Genomic DNA, 25,864 nt, shown 5'->3' with positions numbered 1-25,864 from the left:
TTATAGCCATGGATAAGCCCTTGTAAACCAAGGATGTGCGCTGGTTAAGCCAGGCGTAAGCACGGCGCGGTAAAATGAAAGCTGAAGCTGCAAGGAGCCTTTGATGAAAGCCAAGACCCTGGCCGTACTGGCCGCTGCACTGGCGGGTTGCACCAGCCAGGCGAATCTGGAGCGCAATCCGCCGATGGAGCTGCGCACCGGCAAGAGTGCCGCGGATTACCGGAGCTGCCTGGTGGCTGGGCTGGAGAAGGATGGGCGCCACGTGGAGATCCAGGCCCAGGGCAGCAGTCAGCGGGTGCTGGTGGACAGCAAGGTGCCCGGGGCGACCGCGGCGATCATCGATATCGGCTCGGCGTCGCGCGGGACACGGGTCCAGCTGCGTGAGCAGATGGCGAACAATCCGCTGCGGCCGCGGGCAGTGTTGTCGGCGGTGAAGGATTGTTTGTGAGGTGACAGGCGCGGCGGGCCCTCACCCTGGCCCGCTCCCTGAAGGAGAGGGGGAAGAGCGGGCTGCATCGCTAAGACCTGGCAGGTGATTTCGAACGTCGACGGTCAGATACAGGAAGGGCGCCCATGGGCGCCCTTCTTGCGTTCAGTGCCTGAAGTCAGGCGGCCGGCTGGTTGCGGCGCTGCGGGACCGGCTCGGTGGCACGCTGACCGTTGACGTCACGCAGCGGGGTGCCGCGTACCGGGGCGCCGTTGGCGACGTAGTAGGCAGCGTTGCTGCGCGGCAGCGGGGCGCGGCCGCGGATTTTGTCGGCGATCTTCTCGGCGAGCATGATGGTCGGGGCGTTGAGGTTGCCGGTCGCGATGATCGGCATGATGGAGGCGTCCACCACGCGCAGGCCTTCCAGGCCGTGCACGCGACCGGCGCCGTCGACTACCGCCATGTCGTCGGTACCCATCTTGTTGGAGCAGGACGGGTGGTAGGCGGTCTCGGCGTGGGAGCGCACGAAGGCGTTCAGCTGGGCATCGGTCACGCAATCGCGGCCCGGGTTGATCTCTTTGCCACGATAGGGGTCCAGTGCCGGCTGTTGCATGATCTCGCGGGTCAGGCGGATGCCGTCGCGGAATTCGCGCCAGTCCTGCTCGGTGCTCATGTAGTTGAACAGGATGCTGGGATGCTGGCGCGGATCGCGCGAGGTCAGTTCGATGCGGCCGCGGCTGGGCGAACGCATGGAGCCGACGTGGGCCTGGAAGCCGTGGGCCTCGATGGCGTTGGTGCCATTGTAATTGATGGCGATCGGCAGGAAGTGGTACTGGATGTTGGGCCAGTCGAATTCTTCGCTGGAGCGGATGAAGCCGCCCGCCTCGAAATGGTTGGTGGCGCCCAGGCCGGTGCCCTTGAGCATCCACTCCAGGCCGATCTGCGGCTGGTTGTACCACTTCAGCGCCGGATACAGCGAGACCGGCTGCTTGCACTCGTATTGCAGGTACATCTCGAGGTGATCCTGGAGGTTCTGGCCGACACCGGGTAGATCCAGCACCAGCGGGATGTCGAAGCGCCGCAGCAGCGGCGCGGGGCCGACGCCGGAGCGCTGCAGGATCTGCGGCGAGGCGATGGCGCCGGCACAGAGCAGCACTTCGCGGCGGGCGCGCACGGTGATGGCCTCCAGGGAGTCGCCCTTCAGGTAGGCGACGCCGCTGGCGCGCTTGCCATCGAAGAGGATGCGATCGGTAGTGGCATGGGTGACGATGGTCAGGTTGGGCCGACCCTTGGCCTGGTCCAGGTAGCCACGCGCGGTGCTGGAGCGCCGGCCGTCGGGGGTGACGAAGCGGTCCATCGGGCCGAAGCCTTCTTGCTGGTAGCCGTTGAGGTCTTCGGTGCGCGGATAACCGGCCTGGACGCCGGCCTCGACCATGGCTTCGAACAGCGGGTTGGTGTTCGGCTTGGCGGTGGTCACCGAGACCGGGCCGTCGCCGCCGTGCCAGTCGTTGGCGCCGGCGTCACGGCTCTCGGCCTTGCGGAAATAGGGCAGGCAATCCAGGTAGGTCCAGTCTTCCAGGCCGTCGAGCTGCGCCCAGTTGTCGTAGTCCAGGGCGTTGCCGCGGATGTAGCACATGCCGTTGATCAGGGAGGAGCCACCCAGGCCCTTGCCGCGGCCGCATTCCATCCGGCGGTTGTCCATGTGCGGCTCGGGTTCGGTCTGGTAGGCCCAGTTGTATCTCTTGCCCTGCAGCGGATAGGCCAGGGCGGCGGGCATCTGGGTGCGGAAGTCCAGACGATAGTCGGGGCCGCCCGCTTCCAGCAGCAGGACGGTGACGTCCTTATCTTCGGTCAGCCGGGTGGCCAGAACGTTGCCGGCCGAGCCAGCGCCGATGACGATGTAGTCGAATTCGTGTGCCATGAAGTGTCTCCTCTTAGCAGCGGGCCCTGGCCCGGACCCTCCTGCGCACAGGAGGGGAGAACGATGGGGAAGGCCTGGCCTCAGAAAATCGAGGCGTAGTCGCCCAGCTCGACCTGCACCGACTTGATGCGGGTGTAGTGGCCGAGGGTGGAGATGCCGTTCTCGCGACCGACGCCGGACTGCTTGTAGCCGCCGACGGGCATCTCGGCGGGGGATTCGCCCCAGGTGTTGATCCAGCAGATGCCGGCTTCCAGGCGATGGATCAGGCGATGGGCGCGGGCCAGGTCGCGGGTCACGACGCCGGCGGCCAGGCCGAACTCGGTGGCGTTGGCGCGCCGGACGACTTCGTCTTCGTCGCGGTAGGCCAGGATGCTCATGACCGGGCCGAAGATCTCCTCGCGGACGATGGTCATGTCATCGCGGCAGTCGGTGAAGACGGTGGGGGTGATGAAGGCACCCTTTGCCAGGGCGCCGTCGGTGGCCCGCTCGCCGCCGACCAGCAGGCGGGCGCCCTCGGCGCGGCCCTTGGCGATGTAGTCGAGCACGCTCTCCATGTGGGCGAAGCTGACCATGGGGCCGTAGTTGGTCTCGGCCGCCAGTGGATCGCCCAGGCGGATGCGCTTGACGCGTTCGAGGATCTTGGCTTCGAACTCGGCCTTGAGCGCCTGGGGCACGAAGACCCGCGTACCGTTGGTGCAGACCTGGCCGGAGCTGAAGAAGTTGGCCATGACGGCGATGTCGGCGGCGCGATCCAGGTCGGCGTCGGCGCAGACGATCAGCGGCGACTTGCCGCCCAGTTCCATGGTGACTTCCTTGAGCGTCGAGCCGGCGGCGCTGGCCATGACCTTCTTGCCAGTGTCCACGCCGCCGGTGAAGGAGACCTTCTCGATGCCGGGGTGCTCGGTGATGGCCGCGCCGACCTCGCGACCCTGGCCGTTGACGACGTTGAACACGCCATCGGGCAGGCCGGCTTCGGTGTAGATCTCGGCCAGTTTCAGGGCGCTCAGCGGGGTGACTTCGCTGGGCTTGAAGATCATGGCGTTGCCGGCGGCCAGGGCCGGGGCGGATTTCCACAGGGCGATCTGAATCGGGTAGTTCCAGGCGCCGATGCCGGCGACCACGCCCAGCGGCTCGCGGCGGGTATAGATGAAGGAGGTCTCGCGCAGCGGGATCTGCTCGCCTTCCAGGGCCGGGATCAGGCCGGCGTAGTACTCCAGCACGTCGGCGCCGGTGACGATGTCGACGGCCTGGGTCTCGGACAGGGCCTTGCCGGTGTCCAGGGTTTCCAGCAGCGCCAGCTCGTCGTTGCGCTCACGGAGGATGTCCACGGCCTTGCGCAGGATGCGCGAGCGCTGCATGGCGGTCATCGCGGCCCAGACCTTCTGGCCGGCAGCAGCGGCTTCGACCGCCTTGTCGACGTCGGCGCGGCTGGCGCGCTGGACCTTGGCGAGGACTTCGCCGGTGGCCGGGTTGATGGTTTCGAAGGTGACGCCGCTGGTGGCGGCGACGTAACGGCCACCGATGTAGAGCTGCTGTTCGGCGAAACGGGCCATGACGATCTCCCAAGCTGGGCGGGCGCCGTGGCACCCGCGAGGAACACAGGGGGAGCGAGAGGCGAGGCCTTTCTGCTCCAGCGATGAATCCAGTCTACTTAATTTTTATTGAACGTTCAATCAATGAAAAATTCGCGGGCGTACGGAGACGGCTCGGTGGGCGGTCCAGAGGGGCTCGGGCACGACGGCAGAGGATCAGCGGAGAGGGGGCAGCGGGGGAGGCAGGGATGGAGCCCCTGCCATCGATGACGGCAGGGTGGGGGCGGTCAAGCCTTGGCCAGTTGCAGATCCAGATAGTCGTAGGCGATCTGCAGGGCCTGCTGGGTGTTGAAGGTGTCGCCGGAGAGGGCGCCGCGTAGCCAGAGGCCATCGATGATGGCGGCCAGGCCGCGAGCCGAGGCACGGGCCTGCTCATGGGGCAGGAGACGCCGGAATTGCCAGCAGAGGTTGGAGTAGAGGCGCAGGTCGTTGATGCGTTGCAGGCGACGCAGGTTGGGCTGGTGCATGCTGGTGGCCCAGAAGGCCAGCCAGGTCTTCATGGCCGGACCGCTGACCTGGGTATCGTCGAAGTTGCCCTGGATGATGGCCCGCAGGTTGGCGGCAGGGTCGTCACCAGGCAAGGCGGCGCGGCGTTCGCGCACGGCTTGGCGCAGGGCATTCATCAGATGCCGCATGGTGGCTTCGAGCAGGCCGTTCTTGTCTTGGAAGTAGTGGCTGATGATGCCGTTGGAGACGCCGGCCTTGCGGGCGATGAAGGCGATACTGGCATCGCCCATGCCGACTTCGTCGACGGCTTCGAGGGTCGCGGCGATGAGCTGCGAGCGGCGGATGGGTTGCATCCCGACCTTGGGCACGGAGCGTCTCCTGAATAGAGCGGAAGGAGCCTCCGAGGGTAACTATTTTTTATTGAACGTTCAATCAATAAAAAATGCCACGACCTCTTGGATTGTGCCTTGGCCAAGGCAGCTGCACCAGCCCTGACGGGTGGTTACTTTTAATAACCGCCTGAAAGGCGTAGGCTGAAGTCAGTTCTGCTTCGAGGATCGTCATGGACGCCGTGGTCAGTCGTATCTCCAGTCGCCGTCGTTTGCATGCCCATGCCTGTCCGATCCGGGATGTGCTGGATCGGATCGGCGATGCCTGGTCCTTGCTCACGTTGTTCACCCTGGAACCCGGGCCGCTGCGTTTCAATGAATTGCGCCGGCGGGTAGAGGGTATTTCCCAGCGCATGCTCAGTGTCACCCTGCGCCAGCTGGAGCGCGATGGCCTGGTCTCGCGCACCGTGACGCCGAGCAAGCCGCCCCAGGTGGAGTACGCCCTCACCGCGCTGGGCCAGAGCCTGATGGTGCCGGTAGGCGCCCTGGCCGCCTGGGCGTCCGCGAAGCAGCCTCTCATTCAGCGCCACAGGGCGGCCTACGACCAGGCCGCCGAGGAGATCCCTGATGACTCGTCTCTCTAAGACCGCCCTGTCGGTCCTCGACCTCGTCCCCATCCGCGACGATGGCGATGCGACCCAGGCGCTGCACAATGCCCTGACCCTGGCGCGGCATGTCGAGCAGCTCGATTTTTCCCGCTACTGGGTGGCCGAGCACCACAACATGGACGGTATCGCCAGTTCCGCGACCAGCGTCTTGCTGGGCTATCTGGCCGCCGGCACCAGCACCCTGCGCCTCGGCTCGGGTGGCATCATGCTGCCCAACCATGCACCGCTGGTGGTGGCCGAGCAGTTCGGTACCCTGGCGTCGCTGTATCCAGGGCGGATCGAGCTGGGCCTCGGCCGCGCGCCGGGTTCGGACCAGCGTACCGCCTATGCCTTGCGCCGCGACCGCCTGGGCAGTTCCGACGACTTTCCGCGGGATGTGGAGGAACTGCAGCACTACTTCGGCCCGCAGCAACCCGGCCAGGGCGTGATCGCCATGCCCGGCGTGGGCACCGAGGTGCCGATCTGGTTGCTCGGGTCGAGTCTGTTCAGCGCCCAGCTGGCGGCGGCCAAGGGACTGCCCTACGCCTTCGCTTCGCACTTCGCACCGCGCTACGTGCACGAGGCGATCCGCCTGTACCGGGAGAACTTCCAGCCGTCCAAGGTACTCGACCGCCCCTATGTGATGCTCGGCGTACCCCTGGTGGCGGCCGACAGCGACGACGAGGCCAGTTACCTGGCGACCACCCTCTACCAGCGCATCCTGGCGTTGTTCCGCGGCGATAGCCTGCGCCTGCAGCCGCCGGTGCGCAGCATGGAGGGCATCTGGTTGCCCCACGAGAAGGAGTCGGTGTCGAGTTTCCTCGGCATGGCGGTGATCGGCGGACCGGACAAGGTGCGCGAGCGCCTGGAGCTGCTGCTGGAGAAGACCGATGCCGACGAGCTGATCTTCACCTGCGACGTCTATGAGCAGGCGGATCGCTTGCGGGCGTTTTCGATCCTGGCGGATTTGAAGGGCGGTTGATGGCAGCGATTAACCTTGGGTTTGGCTGTGCTCAGCCAGCCAAGGTTCATCGAGGCCGCTTCGGTTTATAGCTCGATCTTTCTATCGCGGTCATGGGCCGCTCCTACAAAAACATCGCCCCTGTAGGAGCGGCCCAGAAACAGAAGCCGAGCGTCTTGCGACGGTCGGCTTTTTTGTACGTGCAGCGTGGTGGTGCTTTATTGGGCTTCGCTGGGCTCAGCCCAACCGACACGAGCCGCGTCTCGTAGCGTGGAAAACCGCGCAGCGTTTTCCACTGGCTGGTGCTGGCGTGAGTTGTGGATAAGGTTGCGCCGTTATCCACGCTACGAGGCTGGGCGATTTACAGGAAAGTGAACACCTGCTCGCGGGCCAGGCGGGACTTGGGCAGGGCGGCGTTGAAGTCGCTTTCGCCACGATAGCCCAGGCCGACCACCACCAGGGCGGTGTAGCCCTGCTCGCGCAGACCCAGTTCCTTATCCAGGCTGTTGGCGTCGAAGCCCTCCATCGGGGTAGCGTCGATGCCCAGCGCGGCGGCGCCCAGCAGCAGGGTGCCCAGGGCCAGGTAGGTCTGCTTCTCCATCCAGTGCTGCACGTCCTTGCGCTCATGGCGGTGCAGGTCGACGAAGTGGCGGCGAGTACCATCCTGGGCGGCGCGGGCCTCGGGCTTGGCGAAGCGGCCGTCCTGGGCCTCCCGCTCCAGCACCTGGGCCAGATGGCCTTCGGTCATCTCCAGGCGGGTGCAGAGCACGATGACGTGGGAGGCTGGCAGCACCTTGGGTTCGTTGTAGGGGCTCTGCATGCCACGGGCGATGCGTACCTTGGCCTCGGCGCTGGCCGCGACCACGAAGTGCCAGGGCTGGGAGTTGACCGAGGAGGGCGCCTGACGCAACAGCTCCAGCAATTCCTCGACCTGCTCGGCGGGAATGCTGCGGGAGCCGTCGAAGGCCTTGGTGGTGTAGCGGGTACGGGCGATCTGGGACAGCTGCATGGGTCGATTCCTGATCGGGGGTGAGCGTCGCGCCCCTGGGGGCGCGGCGACAACGTGAAGCCTTGAAGAGTGTTTAGAAGCCTTCCAGCACCAGCTTGCCGCGTGCCTGATGGCTCTCCAGCAGGGCGTGGGCGCGGCGCAGGTTGGCGGCATCGATGCGGCCGAGGTGTTCGCCCAGGGTGGTCTTGAGCGTGCCCTGGTCGACCAGTTGGGCGACCCGTTCGAGGATCTCGTGCTGGCGCACCTTGTCCGGGGTTTGGAACAGCGAGCGGGTGAACATCAGCTCCCAGTGCAGCGACAGGGACTTGAGCTTCATGGGCACGGCATCGAGTCGTTCGGGATCGTCGATCACCGCCAGGCGACCCTGGGGCCGCAGCGCCTCGACGAGCTGAGCGTAGTGCTGGTCGGTGTGGGTGAGGCTGGCGACCATCGTCACGCCGTCCAGACCGAGGGCTTCCAGTTGCGGGCGCAGCGGCTGGTGGTGGTCGATGACGTGGTGGGCACCGAGCTCGCGCACCCAGTCCTGGGTCTCGGCGCGGGAGGCGGTGCCGATCACGGTCAGGTCGGTGAGCTGGCGGGCCAGCTGGACCAGCACGGAGCCGACGCCACCCGCGGCCCCCATCACCAGCAGTTGCTGACCGGCGCCACCGCCTTCGGCGACGCCGAGGCGATCGAACAGCAACTCCCAGGCGGTGACGGCGGTCAGCGGCAGGGCGGCGGCCTGGGCATGGTCGAGACTCCTGGGCTTGTGTCCGGCCAGGTGCTCGTCCACCAGGTGCAGCTCGCTGTTGCAGCCGGGACGGAACAGCTCGCCGGCGTAGTAGACCTCGTCACCCACGGCGAAGCGGCTGACCGCATTGCCGACTTCGCGGACCACACCGGAGACGTCCCAGCCCAGTACCTTGGATTCGCGCTCCACCAGGCCCTGGCGCACCTTGGCGTCCACCGGGTTGACCGCGACGGCGCGGACTTCCACCAGCAGGTCATGGGCTCCGGGGGTGGGCGCGGGCAGCTCGACGTCCTGCAGGGCGCGGGGATCGCTGGCGGGCAGGGTGATGTCACCGTGGACGATGGCTTTCATGAAGGGGCTCCTTGAGCGCTGGGAAGAGAGGGAGCCATGGTCTTCTTCATCGTTGGTGGGAAAAAGCGGCAGAATTGGATAGCACCTTCACTGCTGGAGTGAAAATGATCCGCTTCGACGATCTTGGCCTCTTCGTGCGCTCCGCAGCCCTGGGCAGCTTTTCCGGTGCGGCCCGCGAGGCAGACCTGCTGCCGGGTCAGGTGAGCGCGGCCATCGGCCGGCTGGAGCGCGAACTGGGCATCCGCCTGTTCGCCCGCTCGACCCGCAGCCTGAGGCTCACCGCCGAGGGTGAGGCCTATCTGCCCTATGCCCGGGATGTGCTGGAAACCTTGCGCGAGGGACGCGAACGGTTGCAGAGCGAAAGTCCCGAGTTGCGTGGCGTGCTGCAGGTGGCCGCGCCGTCCGATCTGGGGCGCAATCTGCTGTTGCCCTGGTTGACCGAATTCCGCCAGCGACATCCGGGGCTGACGCTGCGGCTGTACGTGTCGGACCAGCAGGCGGACGTCTATCGCGATCCGGTGGACATCGCCATCCGCTACGGGCGCAGTCAGGACGACAGCCTGGTGGCCCTGCCGCTGGTACCGGACAACCGCCGGTTGCTGGCCGCGGCGCCGGCCTATCTGGCGCGCCATGGCACACCGCGCAGCCTGGACGAGCTGGCCGGGCACGCCTGCCTGCTCTATCAGCTGCACGGCCGGATCCACGACAAGTGGAGCTTCGTGCTGCCCGAGGGCGGCCTGCGCCAGGTGGGGGTGAGCGGGCCGCTGCAGAGCGACGATGCCGAGGTGGTGCATCGCTGGGCACTGGCGGGCGAAGGCATCCTCTATAAGTCCTGGCTGGAGCTGCGCGAGGACTTCCAGACCGGGCGGCTGGTGCGACTGCTGCCCGAGCTGTCCGGCGAGCCGCTGCCGCTGCAGCTGTTCTGTCCGCATCGCCGGCAATTCTCGCCGGCGGTCCGGCAACTGCACGACTGGCTGGCGGAGCGCTTCACCGCCCTAGGCGAGCCGGGCTGAAACGAAAAAGGGGCGCCATCGCTGGCGCCCCTCCGGGACTTGCGTCGAACCTTACTGCAGGTGCTGCTTGAGCTGCTGCCCGGCCTGGGTCAGGGCGGCCTGGACCTCGGGCACCTTGGCCAGGGCGTTGAGCAGCCCGTAGTCGTGGATCATGCCGTTGTAGCGCACCTGGACCACGTCGACGCCGGCGGCGTTGAGCTTGCGGGCATAGGCCTCGCCTTCATCACGCAGCACGTCGTTCTCGGCGGTCTGCACCAGCGCCGGCGGCAGCCCCTTGAGCTGGTCTTCGCTGGCGCGCAGCGGCGAGGCGTAGACGTTGGCGCGGTCGGTTTCGCTGGTGGTGTAGTTGTCCCAGAACCACTTCATCATGTTGCGGGTGAGGAAGCGGCCTTCGGCATAGGCCTGGTAGGAGCCATTGTCGAAACTGGCATCGGTCACCGGCCAGAACAGTACCTGGTAGCGCAGCTTGGGCGTGCCCTTGTCCTTGGCCATCAGGCTGACCACTGCCGCCATGTTGCCACCGACGCTATTGCCGGCCACGGCCAGGCGACTGCCGTCGACGTCGATGTCCTTGCCGTGCTCGGCGACCCATTTGGTCGCGGCATAGGCCTGGTTGATGGCCACCGGGAAATGGGCTTCCGGGCTCGGCGTGTAGTTGACGAACACCGCCGTGGCACCCGAGGCCACCACCAGGTCCCGCACCAGGCGCTGGTGGGTGGGGAAGTCGCCCAGCACCCAGCCGCCGCCGTGGAAGAACATGAACGCCGGGGTGGCGCCCTTGGCGTTCGCCGGGCGGACGATGGTCAGTTCCAGCGGCTTGCCATCCACCTGGATGGTCTTCTGGCTGGTCTTGACCCCGGACAGGTCGACCTTGACGCTGGCCTGGGCACCGACCAGGACGGCGCGGGCATCCTTGGGCGACAGGGTCTCCAGGGGTTTGCCACCGCTGGCGTTCAAGCCGTCGACGAAGCCCTGGGTGGTGCGCTCCAGGTGCGGATCGGGCTGGGGCGCGGCGAAGGCGCTGCCCATGGCCAGGGTGAGGGTGGAAAGACCGAGCAGACGAGAGAAGGTGCGCATGACGGATGACTCCTCGAAGCTGAAGGACCAGGCGCCTCGTACTGAGGCGCCTAGTAGCGGCCGTGACGCTTAGAACCTGTACACGATCTGCTGCGCGTCGGCCAAACGGCGTTGAAAATGGCCTGGAAGGCCAGCCCCGTCGGAATGCTCATTTACCACTGGTAAATCCGAGCGCGGGTCCGATCCGCTTCCTCAGCCATTTGATTCGCTGGCGCTCACCCTACGGGCCAGCCGTTGGCTGTTACTCCCGTTGGTCGTTGCGCCTTGTTTGGCTCTAGCTCGCGAGATCGTGAACAGGTTCTTAGGCCAAGGTCAGACGCACGTCCACGTTGCCGCGGGTGGCGTTGGAGTAGGGGCAGACCTGGTGGGCTTTCTCGATCAGGTCTTCGGCCACGGCGCGATCGACGCCCGGCAGGCTGATGGTCAGCTCGACGTCCAGGGCGAAGCCGGTGGGGATCGGGCCGATGCCGACCTGGGCGGTCACGCTGACATCCGCCGGAACGGTGATCTTTTCCTTGGCACCGACGAACTTCAGGGCGCCGATGAAGCAGGCCGAGTAGCCGGCGGCGAAGAGTTGCTCGGGGTTGGTGCCCGCACCACCGGCGCCACCCAGTTCCTTGGGCGTGGACAGCTGCACGTCCAGGGTCTTGTCGCTGCTGATGGAACGGCCGTCACGGCCACCGGTGCTGGTTGCGGAAGCGGTATAGAGGATGTTCATGGCGTGCTCCTGGTTAGGTATCGCGATAACTGTTTGGTCGGGACTCGCCGAAGGGGAAGGCCCGGGTACGGATTTAAGTTATCGTGATATTTGTTATCGCGCAAATATATTTTTGGAGAGACGACCAACGGCCGTTCGCGGTCTCAGCGCTCCAGCTTGGCGCGCAGGGCGGTGAGGTGCTCACGCAGTTCGGTCATCTCCTGGTCGCCCAGGGCGCAGTAGCTGCCGATGGTGCCGTTGATGTCGTGGGCCCGCTCGCGCAGGGCACGGCCCGCCGGGGTGAGCTCGATGGACAGGTTGCGCTCGTCGTCGACGTTGCGCTGGCGGGTCACGTAGCCCTCGGTTTCCAGGCGCTTGAGCACCGGGGTCAGGGCGCCGGAATCCTGGTGCAGCCGGCGGGCCAGTTCCTTGAGCGGTAGGCGGTCGTTTTCCCAGAGCACCAGCATCATCAGGTACTGCGGATAGGTGAGGCCCACTTCTTCGAGCAGCGGCTTGTACACCTTGGTCATCGCCAGGGAGGTGGAGTACAGGGCGAAGCACAGCTGCTGATCGAGTAGGAGGGGATCTTTGGTGGTCATGGTGGCCTCGCCCTGGCAAATGAGAAGTGATTCTACCCCGAGCCTTTGGGTAGCATGTTCCTTTCGTTCTCAGACCCCAGGGCTTCAATGCGTATCCATGTATCGTTCATCGATCGCGTCGGCATCACCCAGGAAGTCCTGGCCCTGCTCGGTGCGCGCAATCTCAACCTCGATGCCGTGGAAATGGTGCCGCCCAACGTCTACATCGATGCGCCGACCCTGAGCGCGGCGGTGCTGGAGGAGTTGCGCGACGCCCTGCTGACCGTGGTGGGCGTGGAGGCGGTGCGGGTGGTGGACATCCTGCCCGGCCAGCGGCGCACCTTGCAGCTCGACGCCCTGCTCGCCGCCATGGCCGATCCGGTGCTGGCGGTGGACGGCGAAGGCCGCATCCTGCTGGCCAACCCGGCCTTCGCCGCCCTCGCTGGCGAGGATGCCGGCGTGACCCTGGCCGAACTCTTTAACGACGCCGAGTTGCCCGCCGAATTGCTGGACCAGGGCTTTCGCCTGCCGCTGCGCGAGGTGGTGTTGCGCGGCCAGGCACTGCTGCTCGACGCCACCCCCATCGGCGAGCCGGTGGGCGGCCTGGCGGGCGGGCTACTGACCCTCTATGCCCCCAGTCGCATCGGCGGTCGTCTGTCGGCGCTGCGCCACGATACCCCCGAGGGCTTCGATTCGCTGCTCGGCGACTGCGCCGCCATCCGCACCCTCAAGGCCCGCGCCCAGCGCCTGGCCGCGCTCGAGGCGCCGCTGCTGATCCTCGGCGAGACGGGTACCGGCAAGGAGCTGGTGGCCCGCGCCTGCCACGCCGCCAGCGCCCGGCGCGACGCACCCTTCCTGGCGCTCAACTGCGCCGCCCTGCCGGAGAGCCTGGCCGAGAGCGAACTGTTCGGCTATGCCCCGGGCGCCTTCACCGGTGCCCAGCGTGGCGGCAAGCCGGGGCTGCTGGAGCTGGCCGACCAGGGCACGGTGTTCCTCGACGAGGTGGGGGAGATGTCGCCCTATCTGCAGGCCAAGCTGCTGCGCTTTCTCTCCGATGGCACCTTCCGCCGGGTCGGCGGGGCCCACGAGACCCGGGTCAACGTGCGCATCCTCGCCGCCACCCATCGCGACCTCCAGGCCATGGTGGCCGCCGGCACCTTTCGCGAGGACCTCTTCTACCGCCTCAACGTGCTGAGCCTGCAGGTACCGGCGCTACGCGAGCGCGGCCAGGACATCCTGCTGCTGGCGCGGCACTTCCTGCAGCAGGCCTGCGCCCAGATCGGCCGCCCGCCGTGCCGCCTGGCGCCGGCCACCTACGGGGTGCTGCTGGGCAACGCCTGGCCGGGCAACGTCCGCCAGCTGCAGAACATCCTCTTCCGCGCCGCCGCCATCAGCGAGAGCGGTCAGATCGACGTCGACGACCTCGATCTGGCCGGCACCGCGGTGGCCGGGCACGTCGAGACCGAGGTCAGCACGCTGGAAGCCGCCGTGCAGGGCTTCGAAGCAGCGTTACTGGAGCGGCTCTATCCCCAGTACCCTTCCAGCCGCCAACTGGCCGCGCGGTTACAGACCTCCCACTCGGCCATCGCCATGCGCCTGCGGCGCTACGGTATTCCGCGGCGGGACTAATGTGGTGTTTCAGAAGTTAACTACACAATTTTGGCGTCGCCTTTTCGGCCGCAGCGGCGGACCGTCTGGGCGGCGTTGCCACTCCTCGCCATAGCCCTGCCATGACTCGCCGCGGCGCCTGGCCCAGTCAGAGCGCCGAACCGCCCAAGAATCACGCGCCAATTCCTGCGCGGACTTCTGGAACACCACACTAGCGCCACGCTTCAAGTTTCGTCATTGCAGCCCGATAACGTCCAGATCACGTCATGCTCGGACGGGGAGGGCTTCGTGACGAGCAAACTCCTGAGATGTCTACTTTTCGGTCTGGTGCTGGTCGGCACTGGCGTCCGTGCGACCGCCTTGCAGGTGGTGACCGAGGACTATCCGCCCTTCAGCCAAGTCCAGCCGGATGGTCGGGTGACCGGTTTTTCGATCGAGCTGGTGCGGTTGCTGTTGGCCCGTGCCGGGCTGGTCGCCGAGCCCCAGGTCATGCCTTGGGCCCGTGCCTTCGCCCAGGCCCAGGGTGGGCCCGACGTCCTGATCTTTTCCATGGCGCGCCTGCCCGAACGGGAGGCGCTGTTCAACTGGGTGGTACCCCTCACCGAGACCAATCTCTGTCTGTTCAGCTGGCAAGGTCGCGTTCGGCCTTTGGCCAACCTGGAGGCGGCTCGTGGTCTGCAGATCGCCACGGTCAATGGTGACGCCGGCGAACGCATCCTGGTGGAGCAGGGCTTCGTCATCGGCCGCGACTTGCAACCCAGTGCGCACTACAGCCTCAACCTGGAGAAACTGCGAGCCGGGCGGGTCGATCTATGGATCGCCAATCGGGTCATGGTCAATCACATGGCCCGGCAGGCGGGCTACGATCCTCGGCGCGATCTGGTGCAGGTCTATTGCGCGCCGCCCTATCCTCTCTACCTGGCGGCCAGCCTGGGTACCTCTCCCGAGGTGATGACGCGGCTACGCGCCGCCTTCGCGACCCTGCAGCAGGACGGCACGCTGGCCGAGCTCCAGCGCCGCTGGCTATGAATGGCGTCCTGAAGCGGCGCTCGCTCGGCCACCGCCTGGCGCTGCTGATGGTGCTGTTCTGCCTGCTGTTTTCCGTGCTTACGGCGGGGCTGCGCACTTGGAATATCTGGGAGCAGAATCGCGTCAGAATGGATGCCGAGCTGCAACTGCTGGAGCAGGTGTACCAATCGACCCTGGCCAAGGCCATCTGGGAGCTGGACAAACCCGCGGTGCAGGCGCACCTGGATGGCGCGCTGCGCATCGCCTCGGTCGGCCGCATCGAGCTGCGTCTCAGCGGTCACGGCCAGGAGTCCGAGGTCCAGTCCCGTCAGCGGGCCGACTGGGCGCCCTCGAGCCTGGCACCGAGCCGGCATTGCGAGCTGGTCTACAGCCCCTATCCCGGCGGTCGCGAGGTGCTCGGCGAACTCCTCATCCAAGGCAGCGAACCCGTGCTCTGGCACGAGTTGCGCGACAGCGTGGCTGGCACCCTGCTGACCCAGCTGGTGCTCTCCCTGCTGCTCGCCGGCCTAGTCAGCCTGGCGTTCAATCGGCTGGTGACCCTGCATGTCCGCCGGATCGCCCGACACCTGTCACGGCTGTCGGCCGCCACCCTTGCCGAACCCCTCCGTCTGCAGCGACCCGCCCGGCAGGACGAACTGGATCTGCTGGTGAGCGGTATCAATGCGCTGCAGGGCAACCTGGCGGACCACCTCGCCCGGCAGCATCGGCATGAAGAGGAGCTGGCCGCGCATCGTGATCGCCTGGCGGACCGGGTTCGCGAGCGTACGGCAGAGCTCGAGGCACTGGCGACGGCGCAGCAAACCATCCTCGGACTGTCCAACCAGCTGATCCATGCCCCTTACGAGCGGTTCGATCAGCACTGCCAGCTCTGCCTGCAGGAGGTGGCGCAACGCCTGCGCGCGCGTCAGGCCTGCTGGTTCAAGCGCCACGCCCAGGATGCGCCCTATCGCCTGTACCAGGGCTGGTTCGGCGAGGCCGAGCCGGCCCAGGGCATGATGCTGCTGCCGACCGCTTGCGCTCAGGTGCTGGAGGGCCTGCTGGAGCCCGAGGTGCCTTCCACCTTCGCCACGCGCGAGGCGCTCGTGGCCACTTTCGGTGAGGCGGCCGAGCCCCTGTTGGCCCTGGGTAACGAGGCCCTGGCGCTGGTCCACCTGCGGATCGCCGACGACGAATACGGGTTGCTGCTCTTCGGCTGTGCACAGGGGGGCGAGTGGCGCACCGACGAGCGCGCCCTGATCAATATGACCACCCAGCTGCTGCTGCATGCGTCCCACCACCAGGCACAACTGCGCGATCTGCTGGCATCCCAGGAGGCGTTGCGCAGCGCCAACGCGCGGCTGGAAGAATTGTCGCTCAGCGACCCACTCACGGGCCTGGCCAACCGACGCTGCTTCGATGAGGCCGAACACCAGGAGTTTCGTCGTGCCCGGCGCTCCGGGCTGGCGCTCTCGCTGCTGCTCTGCGATGTCGACTTCTTCAAGCGCTACAACGATACCTACGGGCATGCCCAGGGCGACCTCTGCCTGCAGCGGGTGGCGACCGCCATGCAGCAGGTCGTCACGCGCTCCGGCGATCTGGTGGCGCGAATCGGCGGCGAGGAATTCGCGGTCTTGCTGCCCGCGACCGATCTGGCGGGCGCGGGTGAGATGGCCGAGCGCCTGCGTCGGGCCGTGAGCGCGCTGGAGATCGCCCATGCCGGCTCGGAGATCGCCAACCATGTCACCCTGAGCATCGGCTACGCCTCGCTGAGCGCCGAGATGCCTGATTTCGCTGCCCTCATGGAGCAGGCCGACCGTGCGCTCTACCGCGCCAAGAGCCTGGGCCGCCATCGCAGTTGTCAGTTGCATGAGGAGCCACCGCTATGAAGCATCGTCTGCTGTTGGCCATGCTGTTGGCCCTGTTGGGTCAGGGTGTGGAGGCCGCCACGGTCCGCGCCGTGACCGAAGAGACCTCCTTTACCTGGAGCGTCGACGGCCGGGTAGCGGGGCCGGCAGCCGCGGTGGTGGAGCGCACCCTGGCGCTGGCGGGCATCGCCGACTACCGCATGGAACTCTACCCCTGGGCCCGCGCCTATGACCTGGCGTTGCACGAACCGGGGGTGCTGATCTATCTCATCGCCCGTACCCCGGCCCGCGAGGCCCAATTCCAGTGGGTCGGGGAGGTCACGCGCCTGCGCTACTACTTCTATCGGCTGGCCAGCCGCGACGACGTGCGTATCGAGCGGCTCGACGATGCGCGTGCCTATCGTCTCGGGGTGATGCGCGATGACGTGCGCCACCAGTATCTGCAGACCCTCGGCTTCCAGCGACTGGTGGTGTCGGGCCAGCAGAAGGACAACTTCAGCCGCCTGCTCAACGGCCAGGTGGACGCCCTGCTGCTTCCGGAGAGGGATGCCAGCCACTTCTGCCAGGATGCGGCCAGCACCTGCCCGGGATTGCACCGCCTGGCCGTCCTGGAGGATCTCGATACCCCGCTGTACATGGCGTTCAGTCCGACCACGCCGGCGCCTTTGGTGGCGCGATTACGCGAGGCTTTCGCGCAGCTCAAGGCCAGCGGCGAACTCGCCCGGCTGCTGGAGCAGTCGGGCGGGCGCTAGCCGTCAACGCAGCACGTTGGTCTTGGCCAGGTCCAGCACCTCGCTACCCCGGCCGCTCATTACCGCGCGCAGCATATAGAGGCTGAAGCCCTTGGCCTGGGCGGCCTCGATCTTCGGCGGTAGCGACAGCTCCTGCTTGGCGATGCGCACATCCACCAGTGCCGGCCCGGAGTGGGCGAAGGCTTCTTCCAGGGTAGCGTCGAGCAGGCTGGCCGACTCCACCTTCCAGCCGCGCACGCCACAGGCCTCGGCCACCTGAGCGAAGTCGACGGCGGCGAGATCGGTGGTCTCGTCGAGCATGCCGGCGGCCTTCATCTCCATGGCGACGAAGCCCAGGGTGGCGTTGTCGTAGACGATGACCTTGACCGGCAGCTGCTCGCTGGCCAGGGTCGCCAATTCGCCGAGCAGCATGGACAGCCCGCCGTCACCGGCCAGGGCTACTACCTGCCGACCGGGAAAGGCCGCCTGCAGACCCATGGCCTGGGGCAGGGCATTGGCCATGGAGCCATGGCTGAAGGAGCCGGACAACTTGCGCTCGAAGTTCATCGCCAGGTAGCGCGCGGCCCAGACGGTGGGGGTGCCGACGTCACAGGTGAAGAGGGCGTCCGGTGCGGCCAGCTCGCTGATGCGGGCGGTGAGGTATTGCGGGTGCAGCGGGGTGTCATCCGGAGTCGGGGTGGCCAGGTCGTCCAGTTCGGCGCGGGTCTTGCGGTAGTGCTCCTGAGCCTTTTCCAGGAAGCGGCGATGGTCGTTGGGTTTGAGGCGCGGCAACAGGGCGTCGAGGGTGGCGCGGACATCGCCCACCAGGCCCTTGAGCAGCGGGGTACGCACACCCAGGTGCGCACCGCGCAGGTCGATCTGCACCACCCGGCCGTGGTCCGGGTAGAAGTTGCGATAGGGGAAATTGCTGCCCAGCATCAGCAGCAGGTCGCACTCCTTGAGCGCATGGTAACCGGAGGAAAAGCCGATCAGTCCGGTCATGCCCACGCCGTAGGGGTTCGAATATTCGATATGGGCCTTGCCGCGCAGGGCGTGGACCACCGGCGCCTGCAGCCGCTCGGCCAGGGCCACCACCTGGGCGTGGGCCCCGGCGCAGCCGGCACCGCAGAGCAGGGTGATGCGCTTTTCGCCGGCCAGCAATTCGGCCAGGGCATCCAGTTCGGCCTCCGGCGGTACCACCACCGGGCGTACCGGCTCGCTCCACTGGACCTGCTGGGTGGGCGCCTCGGCCAGGGCCACGTCGCCAGAGATCACCACCACCGACACCGAGCGATTGAGGATGGCCGAGCGCATGGCGGTCTCGAGGATGCGCGGCAGCTGCTCGGGATGGGAGACCACCTCGCAGTAGTCGCTGCAGTCGCGGAACAGCCGCTCCGGATGGGTCTCCTGGAAGTAGCCCAAGCCGATCTCGCTGGAGGGAATCTGGGCGGCGATGGCCAGGACCGGCGCGCCGCTGCGTTGGGCGTCGAACAGGCCGTTGATCAGGTGCAGGTTGCCCGGGCCACAGGAGCCGGCGCAGACGCTGAGGCGGCCGCTGATGTCGGCGGCGGCGCTGGCGGCGAAGGCCGCGGCTTCTTCATGGCGCACGCCGCGCCAGCGGATGCGCTCGCGCTTGCGCAGGCTTTCGGTGAGGCCGTTGAGCGAATCGCCCGGCAAGCCCCAGATGGTTTCGACGCCGGCGGCTTCGAGGGTGGCGACGAGTAGATCGGCAACGGTTTTTACAGCCATGACAGGATCTCCAGACGAGAGGGGTGGGAAGGTCTAGAGCCGCTTGGTAGAGGTCTTTTTGTGCTGTGTTGGTCCCATGAAAAAGGCGGAAGTTCGCGACCGTCCCGCCGTTTCGCCCGGTGAACGGTCGGCGCGGAGCCCGCGTAGGCGGCGATAATCGCGCCTGACTCTTCATCGACAAGGAACGTCTCTCGTGCTCGCCGCCTACCTCAGCGGGTTTTCCGCCTTCCTGCTCTATCTGCTGCTGTCCCTGGCTCTGCTCGGGCTGTTCTGCGTGCTCTACGCCTGGCTCACGCCCCATCGCGAATGGCAGCTGATCCGCGCCAACGTGCCGGCGGCGGCCCTGGCCTTCGGTGGCAGCCTGCTCGGCTTCGTGCTGCCACTGGCGGGCGCCATGCGCGTGGCGGTGAGCCTGACCGACTTTCTCATCTGGGCACTCATCGCCCTGGTCACCCAGTTGCTGGCTTTCCAGCTGCTGCGTCTGGGCCTGCCCGGACTGCCGCAGCGGCTGGCGGCCAACGAGATGGCCAGCGGCATCCTCGCCGCCTGCTTCGCCATCGCCGTGGGTGTGCTCAACGCCGCCGCCATCACCGGCTGAGGGCACGCCATGAAACGCAGCCAAGCGCTCAAGCTGGTGCTCATCGGCGCCCCGGTACTGACCCTGGCCTGGTGCACCAGTCGGCCCACCCCCGGCTATACCTACGCGACGGCCGAGCAATGCACCCGGGACGGGGTGTTCAGCAACACGGTTTGCGCCCGTGAGTACGCCAGTGCCCGCAGTGCCCAAGCCCTGCAGGCACCCCGCTATATCCAGTCGGGCGACTGCGAGGCAGATTTCGGCGTGGGTGGCTGCGAAGGACCGCAGCCTTACTACACGCCACGGATGTCCGGCTTCTTGATCAATCGTGAAGCGGCTTCTGGCTCCAACGTACCGGACCTGGACCAGGCCCGTGACCGCCGCCGCGACAGTCAGCCGCTCTACCGCTCGCTGGACGATCCGGGTACCTGGCGCACTGGCAGCAACGTCGCCGTGGCTGATCGCAGCGGTCGGGTCGCGGTGGATCGCGCCGCCCAGGCGGTGGACACGGGGCGTTTCGTCAGTCGTGGTGGCTTCGGCCAGGCCGCCGCGGCGCGTGCCAGCAGCGGAGGCTAGATCATGCAGCGGATCTCCTTCAGCGAACGTCCCGACTGGCGCCAGCAGGCCGAAGCCCTGGGCTTCGCCTTCCATACCTTCGAGGGCGAGCCCTATTGGGACGAGACCGCGGCCTACCGCTTCAGCCTGCGGCAGATCGAGGACGATCTCGAGGCGCCCACCGCCGAGTTGCACGAGCTGTGCCTGGCCTTGGTGGATCTCATCGTCGAGCGCGAAGAGCTGCTGGAGCGGCTGCACATCCCGCGCTTCTTCTGGGAGCATCTGCGTATCAGCTGGCGTCGGCGCGAGCCCTCGCTCTATGGCCGCATGGACTTCTGCTACAGCGGCCAGGGCCCGGCCAAGCTGTTCGAGCTCAACTACGACACCCCTACCTCGCTCTACGAGGCGGCCTTCTTCCAGTGGCTGTGGCTGGAGCAGCAGCGTGCACGCGGCGCCCTGCCGCCCGCCGCCGACCAGTACAACCTGATCCAGGAGCGGCTGATCGAGACCCTGGCCGACCTGGGCGTGCCGCAGCCGCTGTACTTGGCGGCGGTGCACGAGTCCCTGGAAGACCGCGGCACCGTCGACTACCTGCGCGACTGCGCCGTCCAGGCCGGGCTGGATGCGCGCTTCATCGCCGTCGAGGACATCGGCCTGGAACGCTCGGGCACCTTCGTCGATCTCAATGGCCATTCCATCTTCAGCCTGTTCAAGCTCTATCCCTGGGAGCAACTGCTGGAAGACCCCTTTGGCGCTGCCATCCCGGCCAGCGGCACCCGCTTCATCGAGCCGCCGTGGAAGGCGCTGCTGAGCAACAAGGGCATCCTGGCGCTGCTCTGGGAGCAGCATCCGGGGCATCCCAACCTGTTGCCGAGCTATTTCGACGCCCGCCCCAGCACGCACCTGGCGCCGGGCTGGGTACGCAAGCCGCTGTTCTCCCGCGAGGGCGCCAACGTCAGCCTGCATGCCGCCGACGGTCGCCGGGCAGCGGTGCCTGGTCCCTACGGCGGGGCGACCATCCGCCAGGCGTGCCAGCCACTGCCCTGTTTCGACGGTCACTACCCGGTACTGGGCAGCTGGGTGGTGGGTGACCGCGCCTGCGGCCTGGGTATCCGCGAGGATCGTTCGCTGATCACCCAGGACAGCTCGCGCTTCCTGCCGCATTTCATCCTCGACTGACAGCCAGCCCGTCTGGAACGTGCAGCTGGACTATCGGACCCAGGAGCAACGCTATATCTGTAGTGAATTGGATACATCGTTCGGAAATCGTTACGCGCAAGAGTGGCATCCTGCCCAGTTGTAACGTTTTCGCTACGGATGGCCATTCGATGCTGGGCAAAAGTCTTGAAAACGCTGGCTTTCGCGCCTGGCATCGGCCTTGCACTGGTCACGCCCATCTATCCACCGGGACGAACGTCCGCAGGAGTCTGCAATGGGTCTGCGCTATACCGAAGAACACGAATGGCTGCGTCAGGAAGCCGATGGCAGCATCACCGTTGGCATCACCGACTATGCTCAGGATTCGCTCGGCGACCTGGTCTTCGTGCAACTGCCGGAATTGCGCAGCTACGCCCAGGGCGACGAGGTGGCGGTGCTGGAATCGGTCAAGGCCGCCAGCAACATCACCATGCCGCTGGACGGCGAAGTGCTGGCGGTCAACGAGACGCTCAACGATGCGCCCGAGACCATCAACAGCGATCCGCTGGGCGCCGGCTGGTTCTTCCGCTTCCAGCCCGCCAATGCCGAGGCCTTCGCCGCACTGCTCGACGAAGCCGCCTATCAGCAACTGATCAAGGGGTAAGACCGCCATGTCGCTGCACGACACCCTCAGCACCGCCGACGAATTCGTCCCGCGCCACATTGGTCCGCGCGAGCTGGACGAGATCGCCATGCTGAACCTGCTCGGCTACGAGTCCCTGGACGCCATGACCGCCCAGGTGATCCCCGAGAGCATCAAGGGCACCAGCGTGCTGGACCTGCCCGCCGGCCTCTCCGAAGCCGACGCCCTGGCCGAGCTGCGCGCCATCGCCGGCAAGAACCGCCTACTCAAGAGCCTGATCGGCCAGGGTTACTACAACACCCACACCCCGGCGCCGATCCTGCGCAACCTGCTGGAAAATCCGGCCTGGTACACCGCCTACACCCCCTACCAGCCGGAAATCTCCCAGGGTCGCCTGGAAGCCCTGCTCAACTTCCAGACGCTGATCGGCGATCTCACCGGCATGCCGGTGGCCAACGCCTCGCTGCTGGACGAGGGCACCGCCGCCGCCGAGGCCATGACCTTCTGCAAGCGCCTGGCGAAGAACAAGGCCACTGCCTTCTTCGCCTCCGTGCACTGCCATCCGCAGACCCTGGACGTGCTGCGCACCCGCGCCGAGCCGCTGGGCATCGAGGTGGTGGTGGGCGTTGAAACCGAGCTCGAGGACCACGGCCGCTTCTTCGGCGCGCTGTTCCAGTATCCGATGACCACCGGTGAGATCCGCGACTACCGCGAGAGCATCCAGGCCTTCCAGGCCGCCGGTGCCCTGGTGGCCATGGCCGCTGACCTGCTGGCCCTGACCCTGCTCACCCCACCCGGCGAACTGGGCGCGGACGTGGCCATCGGCACCGCCCAGCGTTTTGGCGTACCGCTCGGCTTCGGCGGCCCCCATGCGGCCTACTTCGCCACCCAAGACAAGTACAAGCGCGACATGCCCGGGCGCGTCGTCGGCGTCTCCATCGACCGCCACGGCAACCCGGCCTATCGCCTGGCCCTGCAGACCCGCGAGCAGCACATCCGCCGCGAGAAGGCCACCAGCAACATCTGCACCGCCCAGGTGCTGCTGGCCAACATCGCCAGCATGTACGCGGTCTACCACGGCCCCGAAGGCCTGACCCGCATCGCCACCCGGGTGCAGCGCCTGACCAGCCTGCTGGCCGCCGGCCTGCAGCGCCTGGGTCACCAGACCCAGCACACCGCCTTCGACACCCTGACCCTGGTGTTCGGCGAACGCACCGCCGCCCTGCACGAGGCCGCCCGTACCCGTGGCTACAACCTGCGTGAAGTGAGCGAAGAAGCCCTGGGTATCTCCCTGGACGAGACCAGCACCCTGGCCGACGTCCAGGTGCTGCTGGAGATCCTGGCGGACGGCAAGGCCGCGCCCCAGGTTGCCGAGCTGGGCGATGCCAAGGGCGTGGAACTGCCCGCGGCGCTGCAGCGCCAGTCGGCCTTCCTGACCCACCCGGTGTTCGCCAGCCATCGCTCGGAGACCGAGCTGATGCGCTACCTGCGCAAGCTGGCGGACAAGGACCTGGCGCTGGATCGCACCATGATCCCGCTGGGCTCTTGCACCATGAAGCTCAACGCCGCCAGCGAGATGATCCCGGTCACCTGGGCCGAGTTCGGTGGCATCCACCCCTTCGCCCCGGCCGACCAGGCCCAGGGCTATGCCCAGCTCACCACCGAGCTGGAAGCCATGCTTTGCGCGGCCACCGGCTACGACGCCGTCTCCCTGCAGCCCAATGCCGGTTCCCAGGGCGAGTACGCGGGCCTGCTGGCCATCCGCGCCTATCACCAGAGCCGCGGCCAGGGTGAGCGCGACGTCTGCCTGATCCCGGCCTCGGCCCACGGCACCAACCCGGCCACCGCCAGCATGGTCGACATGCGCGTGGTGGTGGTGGCCTGCGACAAGCGCGGCAACGTCGACCTCGACGACCTGCGCGCCAAAGCCGAGCAGCACAGCGAGCGCCTGGCCGCGCTGATGATCACCTATCCGTCCACCCACGGGGTGTTCGAGGAGGCCATCCGCGAGATCTGCCAGGTGATCCACGACCACGGCGGCCAGGTCTACATCGACGGCGCCAACATGAACGCCATGGTCGGCCTCTGCGCCCCGGGCCAGTTCGGCGGCGACGTCTCCCACCTCAACCTGCACAAGACCTTCTGCATCCCCCACGGGGGCGGTGGTCCGGGCGTCGGTCCCATCGGCGTCAAGGCGCACCTGGCGCCCTTCCTGCCCGGCCATGCGCACCTGGAACGCAAGGAAGGTGCGGTCTGCGCCGCGCCCTACGGCAGCGCCAGCATCCTGCCGATCTCCTGGATGTACCTGAAGATGATGGGCAGCGCCGGTCTCACCCGCGCCTCCCAGGTGGCCATCCTCAGCGCCAACTACATCGCCCGCCGGCTGGAAGAGCACTACCCGGTGCTCTACACCGGCACCAGCGGCCTGGTGGCCCATGAGTGCATCCTCGACCTGCGCCCGCTCAAGGACAGCAGCGGCGTGACCGTGGACGACGTGGCCAAGCGCCTGATCGACTTCGGCTTCCATGCCCCGACCATGTCCTTCCCGGTGGCCGGCACCCTGATGATCGAGCCCACCGAGAGCGAGTCGAAGGCTGAACTGGATCGCTTCTGCGACGCCATGGTCGCCATCCGCGAAGAGATCAGCGCCCTGGAAGCCGGCACCCTGGACCCCCAGGACAACCCGCTGAAGAACGCGCCGCATACCGCCCGCGAACTGGCCGGGGAGTGGACCCACCCCTACAGCCGCGAGCAGGCGGTCTTCCCGCTGCCCAGCCTGGTGGATGGCAAGTACTGGCCGCCGGTGGCGCGCATCGACAACGTCTACGGCGATCGCAACCTGGTCTGCTCCTGCCCGCCGATCGAAGCCTACGGGGAGGCCTGACCCTCACCCCCGGCCCCTCTCCCGGAGGGAGAGGGGAGCAGAGCCGCTCTTCCCCCTCTCCCCCTGGGAGAGGGCCGGGGTGAGGGATGGCCCGAATCACCCAAAGTTGCGACCCAACAGCCCAGCGCTGTCGCGCTCCTCCTGCCAGGAGCGCGACAGCCGCCAACCGACAGGAGCCCCACCATGTCCCTGCTCAAGACTTCGCTGCACGCCCTGCACCTGGAACTCGGCGCCCGCATGGTGCCCTTCGCCGGCTACGAGATGCCGGTGCAGTATCCGCTGGGCGTGCTCAAGGAGCACCAGCACACCCGCGCCCAGGCCGGGCTGTTCGACGTCTCCCACATGGGCCAGGTGCTGCTCGAAGGCGACGCCGCCGCCGAAGCCCTGGAGACCCTGGTCCCGGTCGACATCATCGACCTGCCCAGCGGCATGCAGCGCTACGCCCTGCTGACCGACGACAATGGCGGCATCCTCGACGACCTCATGGTCGCCAACCTGGGTGACTGCCTCTACCTGGTGGTCAACGCCGCCTGCAAGGAAGCCGACCTCGCTCATCTGGAAAAGCACCTGGGCGATCGCTGCCAGGTGCTGCCGCAATTCGATCGCGCCCTGCTGGCGCTGCAAGGGCCCGCCGCCGCCGCGGTACTGGCGCGCCTGGCGCCGGAAGTGGCCGAGATGACCTTCATGCAGGTACGCCGCGTGAAGCTGCTGGACCAGCCCTGCATCGTCAGCCGCAGCGGCTACACCGGCGAGGACGGCTACGAAATCTCGGTACCCAGCGCCGCCGCCGAAGCCCTGGCCCGCCGCCTGCTGGCCGAGCCCGAGGTCGAAGCCATCGGCCTGGGCGCCCGTGACTCCCTGCGCCTGGAAGCCGGACTCTGCCTCTATGGCCACGACATGGACGCCGGCACCACGCCGGTGATGGCCAACTTGGGCTGGGCGCTGTCAAAGGTGCGTCGCGAAGGCAATGGCCGCGCCGGTGGCTTCCCCGGTGCCGAGCGCATCTTCGCCGAGCAGCGCGACGGCGTGAGCCGCAAGCGCGTGGGGCTGCTGGTACAGGAGCGGGTACCGGTGCGCGAAGGCGCTGAGCTGGTGGATGCCAACGGTGCCAGCATCGGCCGCGTCACCAGCGGCGGCTTCGGCCCGACCCTGGGCGCGCCGGTGGCCATGGGTTATGTCGACAGCGCCTTCGCCGCCCTGGATACCGAGCTCTTCGCCGTGGTGCGCGGCAAGCAGGTCCCGGTCAAGGTCGCCAAGACGCCCTTCGTGCCGCAGCGGTACTACCGCGGGTAAATAGTCGACCAAGAGCATCGCGGCCATGGGCCGCT

At 67.1% G+C, this 25,864-nt stretch carries 23 protein-coding genes; 14 read left to right on the top strand and 9 right to left on the bottom strand.

Going from position 1 to position 25,864, the window contains the following annotated elements; translation table 11 throughout:
- The first annotated feature begins 103 nt into the window (after positions 1-103).
- Complete coding sequence (locus RND78_RS08050; RefSeq protein ID WP_312727562.1) at positions 104-448, top strand: hypothetical protein; 345 nt, start codon at positions 104-106, stop codon at positions 446-448.
- Positions 449-605: 157 nt separating this feature from the next.
- Here RND78_RS08050 and betA read toward each other — a convergent pair whose 3' ends face one another.
- From betA to betI, 3 genes are all read right to left on the bottom strand, one after another.
- On the bottom strand, positions 606-2,348 hold the full coding sequence (betA, locus tag RND78_RS08045) for a choline dehydrogenase (protein ID WP_312727560.1): 1,743 nt from the start codon (positions 2,346-2,348) through the stop codon (positions 606-608).
- Positions 2,349-2,428: 80 nt separating this feature from the next.
- Positions 2,429-3,901 carry a betaine-aldehyde dehydrogenase gene (betB, locus tag RND78_RS08040; protein ID WP_312727556.1) on the bottom strand — a complete coding sequence of 491 codons (1,473 nt, stop codon included), beginning with the start codon at positions 3,899-3,901 and terminating at the stop codon, positions 2,429-2,431.
- 266 nt (positions 3,902-4,167) lie between these two features.
- Complete coding sequence (betI, locus tag RND78_RS08035; RefSeq protein WP_027597348.1) at positions 4,168-4,755, bottom strand: transcriptional regulator BetI; 588 nt, start codon at positions 4,753-4,755, stop codon at positions 4,168-4,170.
- Positions 4,756-4,949: 194 nt separating this feature from the next.
- Between betI and RND78_RS08030 the strand changes: the two genes are divergently transcribed.
- Positions 4,950-5,360 (top strand): helix-turn-helix domain-containing protein, encoded by a 411-nt coding sequence (locus RND78_RS08030; protein ID WP_312727552.1) that lies wholly within the window; start codon positions 4,950-4,952, stop codon positions 5,358-5,360.
- On the top strand, positions 5,344-6,345 hold the full coding sequence (locus RND78_RS08025) for an LLM class flavin-dependent oxidoreductase (protein ID WP_312727549.1): 1,002 nt from the start codon (positions 5,344-5,346) through the stop codon (positions 6,343-6,345). Before RND78_RS08030 ends, RND78_RS08025 begins: the two co-directional genes overlap by 17 nt.
- Before the next feature lie 340 nt (positions 6,346-6,685).
- On the opposite strand, the gene nfsB is transcribed toward RND78_RS08025, so the two are convergent.
- Both nfsB and RND78_RS08015 read right to left on the bottom strand, forming a co-directional pair.
- Positions 6,686-7,333, bottom strand: a complete 648-nt coding sequence (nfsB, locus tag RND78_RS08020) for an oxygen-insensitive NAD(P)H nitroreductase (RefSeq protein WP_312727547.1) — start codon at positions 7,331-7,333, stop codon at positions 6,686-6,688.
- A 73-nt stretch (positions 7,334-7,406) separates the two neighbouring features.
- A complete protein-coding gene (locus tag RND78_RS08015) occupies positions 7,407-8,414 on the bottom strand; it encodes a zinc-binding alcohol dehydrogenase family protein (protein ID WP_312727545.1) in 1,008 nt (335 codons plus the stop codon).
- A gap of 104 nt (positions 8,415-8,518) precedes the next feature.
- On the opposite strand from RND78_RS08015, the gene RND78_RS08010 reads away from it, so the two are divergent.
- Entirely contained in the window at positions 8,519-9,427 is a 909-nt protein-coding gene (locus tag RND78_RS08010) for a LysR substrate-binding domain-containing protein (protein WP_312727543.1), read from the top strand.
- A 51-nt stretch (positions 9,428-9,478) separates the two neighbouring features.
- On the opposite strand, the gene RND78_RS08005 is transcribed toward RND78_RS08010, so the two are convergent.
- The 3 genes from RND78_RS08005 to RND78_RS07995 form a co-directional block, all read right to left on the bottom strand.
- Positions 9,479-10,504, bottom strand: coding sequence for an alpha/beta hydrolase (locus RND78_RS08005; RefSeq protein WP_312727540.1), 1,026 nt, complete (start codon positions 10,502-10,504; stop codon positions 9,479-9,481).
- 301 nt (positions 10,505-10,805) lie between these two features.
- Positions 10,806-11,222 (bottom strand): organic hydroperoxide resistance protein, encoded by a 417-nt coding sequence (locus RND78_RS08000; RefSeq protein WP_312727538.1) that lies wholly within the window; start codon positions 11,220-11,222, stop codon positions 10,806-10,808.
- 143 nt (positions 11,223-11,365) lie between these two features.
- Complete coding sequence (locus tag RND78_RS07995; RefSeq protein ID WP_312727536.1) at positions 11,366-11,800, bottom strand: MarR family transcriptional regulator; 435 nt, start codon at positions 11,798-11,800, stop codon at positions 11,366-11,368.
- An 87-nt stretch (positions 11,801-11,887) separates the two neighbouring features.
- Here RND78_RS07995 and RND78_RS07990 point away from each other — a divergent pair, with 87 nt between their 5' ends.
- From RND78_RS07990 to RND78_RS07975, 4 genes are all read left to right on the top strand, one after another.
- Complete coding sequence (locus tag RND78_RS07990) at positions 11,888-13,408, top strand: sigma-54-dependent transcriptional regulator (protein ID WP_312727535.1); 1,521 nt, start codon at positions 11,888-11,890, stop codon at positions 13,406-13,408.
- Between the two features lie 267 nt (positions 13,409-13,675).
- Positions 13,676-14,416 carry a transporter substrate-binding domain-containing protein gene (locus RND78_RS07985; protein ID WP_312727533.1) on the top strand — a complete coding sequence of 247 codons (741 nt, stop codon included), beginning with the start codon at positions 13,676-13,678 and terminating at the stop codon, positions 14,414-14,416.
- The gene (locus RND78_RS07980) at positions 14,413-16,281 is read left to right on the top strand and encodes a diguanylate cyclase (RefSeq protein WP_312727531.1); all 1,869 of its coding nucleotides are present in this window, start codon (positions 14,413-14,415) and stop codon (positions 16,279-16,281) included. The genes RND78_RS07985 and RND78_RS07980 overlap by 4 nt, the downstream gene beginning before the upstream one ends.
- Positions 16,278-17,012: a transporter substrate-binding domain-containing protein gene (locus RND78_RS07975; protein ID WP_312727529.1), complete on the top strand. Its 735-nt coding sequence runs from the start codon at positions 16,278-16,280 to the stop codon at positions 17,010-17,012. Before RND78_RS07980 ends, RND78_RS07975 begins: the two co-directional genes overlap by 4 nt.
- 3 nt (positions 17,013-17,015) lie before the next feature.
- On the opposite strand, the gene poxB is transcribed toward RND78_RS07975, so the two are convergent.
- The gene (poxB, locus tag RND78_RS07970) at positions 17,016-18,740 is read right to left on the bottom strand and encodes a ubiquinone-dependent pyruvate dehydrogenase (RefSeq protein ID WP_312727527.1); all 1,725 of its coding nucleotides are present in this window, start codon (positions 18,738-18,740) and stop codon (positions 17,016-17,018) included.
- Positions 18,741-18,933: 193 nt separating this feature from the next.
- On the opposite strand from poxB, the gene RND78_RS07965 reads away from it, so the two are divergent.
- From RND78_RS07965 to gcvT, 6 genes are all read left to right on the top strand, one after another.
- Positions 18,934-19,338, top strand: coding sequence for a DUF350 domain-containing protein (locus RND78_RS07965; RefSeq protein ID WP_295465890.1), 405 nt, complete (start codon positions 18,934-18,936; stop codon positions 19,336-19,338).
- A gap of 9 nt (positions 19,339-19,347) precedes the next feature.
- Positions 19,348-19,893 carry a DUF1190 domain-containing protein gene (locus RND78_RS07960; protein WP_312727525.1) on the top strand — a complete coding sequence of 182 codons (546 nt, stop codon included), beginning with the start codon at positions 19,348-19,350 and terminating at the stop codon, positions 19,891-19,893.
- Positions 19,894-19,896: 3 nt separating this feature from the next.
- The gene (locus RND78_RS07955; RefSeq protein ID WP_312727524.1) at positions 19,897-21,051 is read left to right on the top strand and encodes a glutathionylspermidine synthase family protein; all 1,155 of its coding nucleotides are present in this window, start codon (positions 19,897-19,899) and stop codon (positions 21,049-21,051) included.
- A 253-nt stretch (positions 21,052-21,304) separates the two neighbouring features.
- Positions 21,305-21,673 (top strand): glycine cleavage system protein GcvH, encoded by a 369-nt coding sequence (gene gcvH, locus RND78_RS07950; RefSeq protein WP_312727523.1) that lies wholly within the window; start codon positions 21,305-21,307, stop codon positions 21,671-21,673.
- Positions 21,674-21,680: 7 nt separating this feature from the next.
- Entirely contained in the window at positions 21,681-24,536 is a 2,856-nt protein-coding gene (gene gcvP, locus RND78_RS07945) for an aminomethyl-transferring glycine dehydrogenase (protein ID WP_312727522.1), read from the top strand.
- Positions 24,537-24,719: 183 nt separating this feature from the next.
- Complete coding sequence (gene gcvT / locus RND78_RS07940; RefSeq protein WP_295465897.1) at positions 24,720-25,829, top strand: glycine cleavage system aminomethyltransferase GcvT; 1,110 nt, start codon at positions 24,720-24,722, stop codon at positions 25,827-25,829.
- The last annotated feature ends 35 nt before the right edge of the window (positions 25,830-25,864 follow it).

This window comes from Pseudomonas oryzihabitans, assembly GCF_032027545.1.
Classification (GTDB): domain Bacteria; phylum Pseudomonadota; class Gammaproteobacteria; order Pseudomonadales; family Pseudomonadaceae; genus Chryseomonas; species Chryseomonas oryzihabitans_F.
Note: the sequence above shows the minus strand (reverse complement) of the source record. Positions and strands in the feature narration are given on the sequence as shown.

Coding starts and splice junctions, on each gene's coding strand:
- RND78_RS08050 (WP_312727562.1), top strand. CDS start 104: ATGAAAGCCAAGACCCTGGCCGTACTGGCCGCTGCACTGGCGGGTTGC.
- betA (WP_312727560.1), bottom strand. CDS start 2,348: ATGGCACACGAATTCGACTACATCGTCATCGGCGCTGGCTCGGCCGGC.
- betB (WP_312727556.1), bottom strand. CDS start 3,901: ATGGCCCGTTTCGCCGAACAGCAGCTCTACATCGGTGGCCGTTACGTC.
- RND78_RS08030 (WP_312727552.1), top strand. CDS start 4,950: ATGGACGCCGTGGTCAGTCGTATCTCCAGTCGCCGTCGTTTGCATGCC.
- RND78_RS08025 (WP_312727549.1), top strand. CDS start 5,344: ATGACTCGTCTCTCTAAGACCGCCCTGTCGGTCCTCGACCTCGTCCCC.
- nfsB (WP_312727547.1), bottom strand. CDS start 7,333: ATGCAGCTGTCCCAGATCGCCCGTACCCGCTACACCACCAAGGCCTTC.
- RND78_RS08015 (WP_312727545.1), bottom strand. CDS start 8,414: ATGAAAGCCATCGTCCACGGTGACATCACCCTGCCCGCCAGCGATCCC.
- RND78_RS08010 (WP_312727543.1), top strand. CDS start 8,519: ATGATCCGCTTCGACGATCTTGGCCTCTTCGTGCGCTCCGCAGCCCTG.
- RND78_RS08005 (WP_312727540.1), bottom strand. CDS start 10,504: ATGCGCACCTTCTCTCGTCTGCTCGGTCTTTCCACCCTCACCCTGGCC.
- RND78_RS08000 (WP_312727538.1), bottom strand. CDS start 11,222: ATGAACATCCTCTATACCGCTTCCGCAACCAGCACCGGTGGCCGTGAC.
- RND78_RS07995 (WP_312727536.1), bottom strand. CDS start 11,800: ATGACCACCAAAGATCCCCTCCTACTCGATCAGCAGCTGTGCTTCGCC.
- RND78_RS07990 (WP_312727535.1), top strand. CDS start 11,888: ATGCGTATCCATGTATCGTTCATCGATCGCGTCGGCATCACCCAGGAA.
- RND78_RS07980 (WP_312727531.1), top strand. CDS start 14,413: ATGAATGGCGTCCTGAAGCGGCGCTCGCTCGGCCACCGCCTGGCGCTG.
- RND78_RS07975 (WP_312727529.1), top strand. CDS start 16,278: ATGAAGCATCGTCTGCTGTTGGCCATGCTGTTGGCCCTGTTGGGTCAG.
- poxB (WP_312727527.1), bottom strand. CDS start 18,740: ATGGCTGTAAAAACCGTTGCCGATCTACTCGTCGCCACCCTCGAAGCC.
- RND78_RS07960 (WP_312727525.1), top strand. CDS start 19,348: ATGAAACGCAGCCAAGCGCTCAAGCTGGTGCTCATCGGCGCCCCGGTA.
- RND78_RS07955 (WP_312727524.1), top strand. CDS start 19,897: ATGCAGCGGATCTCCTTCAGCGAACGTCCCGACTGGCGCCAGCAGGCC.
- gcvH (WP_312727523.1), top strand. CDS start 21,305: ATGGGTCTGCGCTATACCGAAGAACACGAATGGCTGCGTCAGGAAGCC.
- gcvP (WP_312727522.1), top strand. CDS start 21,681: ATGTCGCTGCACGACACCCTCAGCACCGCCGACGAATTCGTCCCGCGC.
- gcvT (WP_295465897.1), top strand. CDS start 24,720: ATGTCCCTGCTCAAGACTTCGCTGCACGCCCTGCACCTGGAACTCGGC.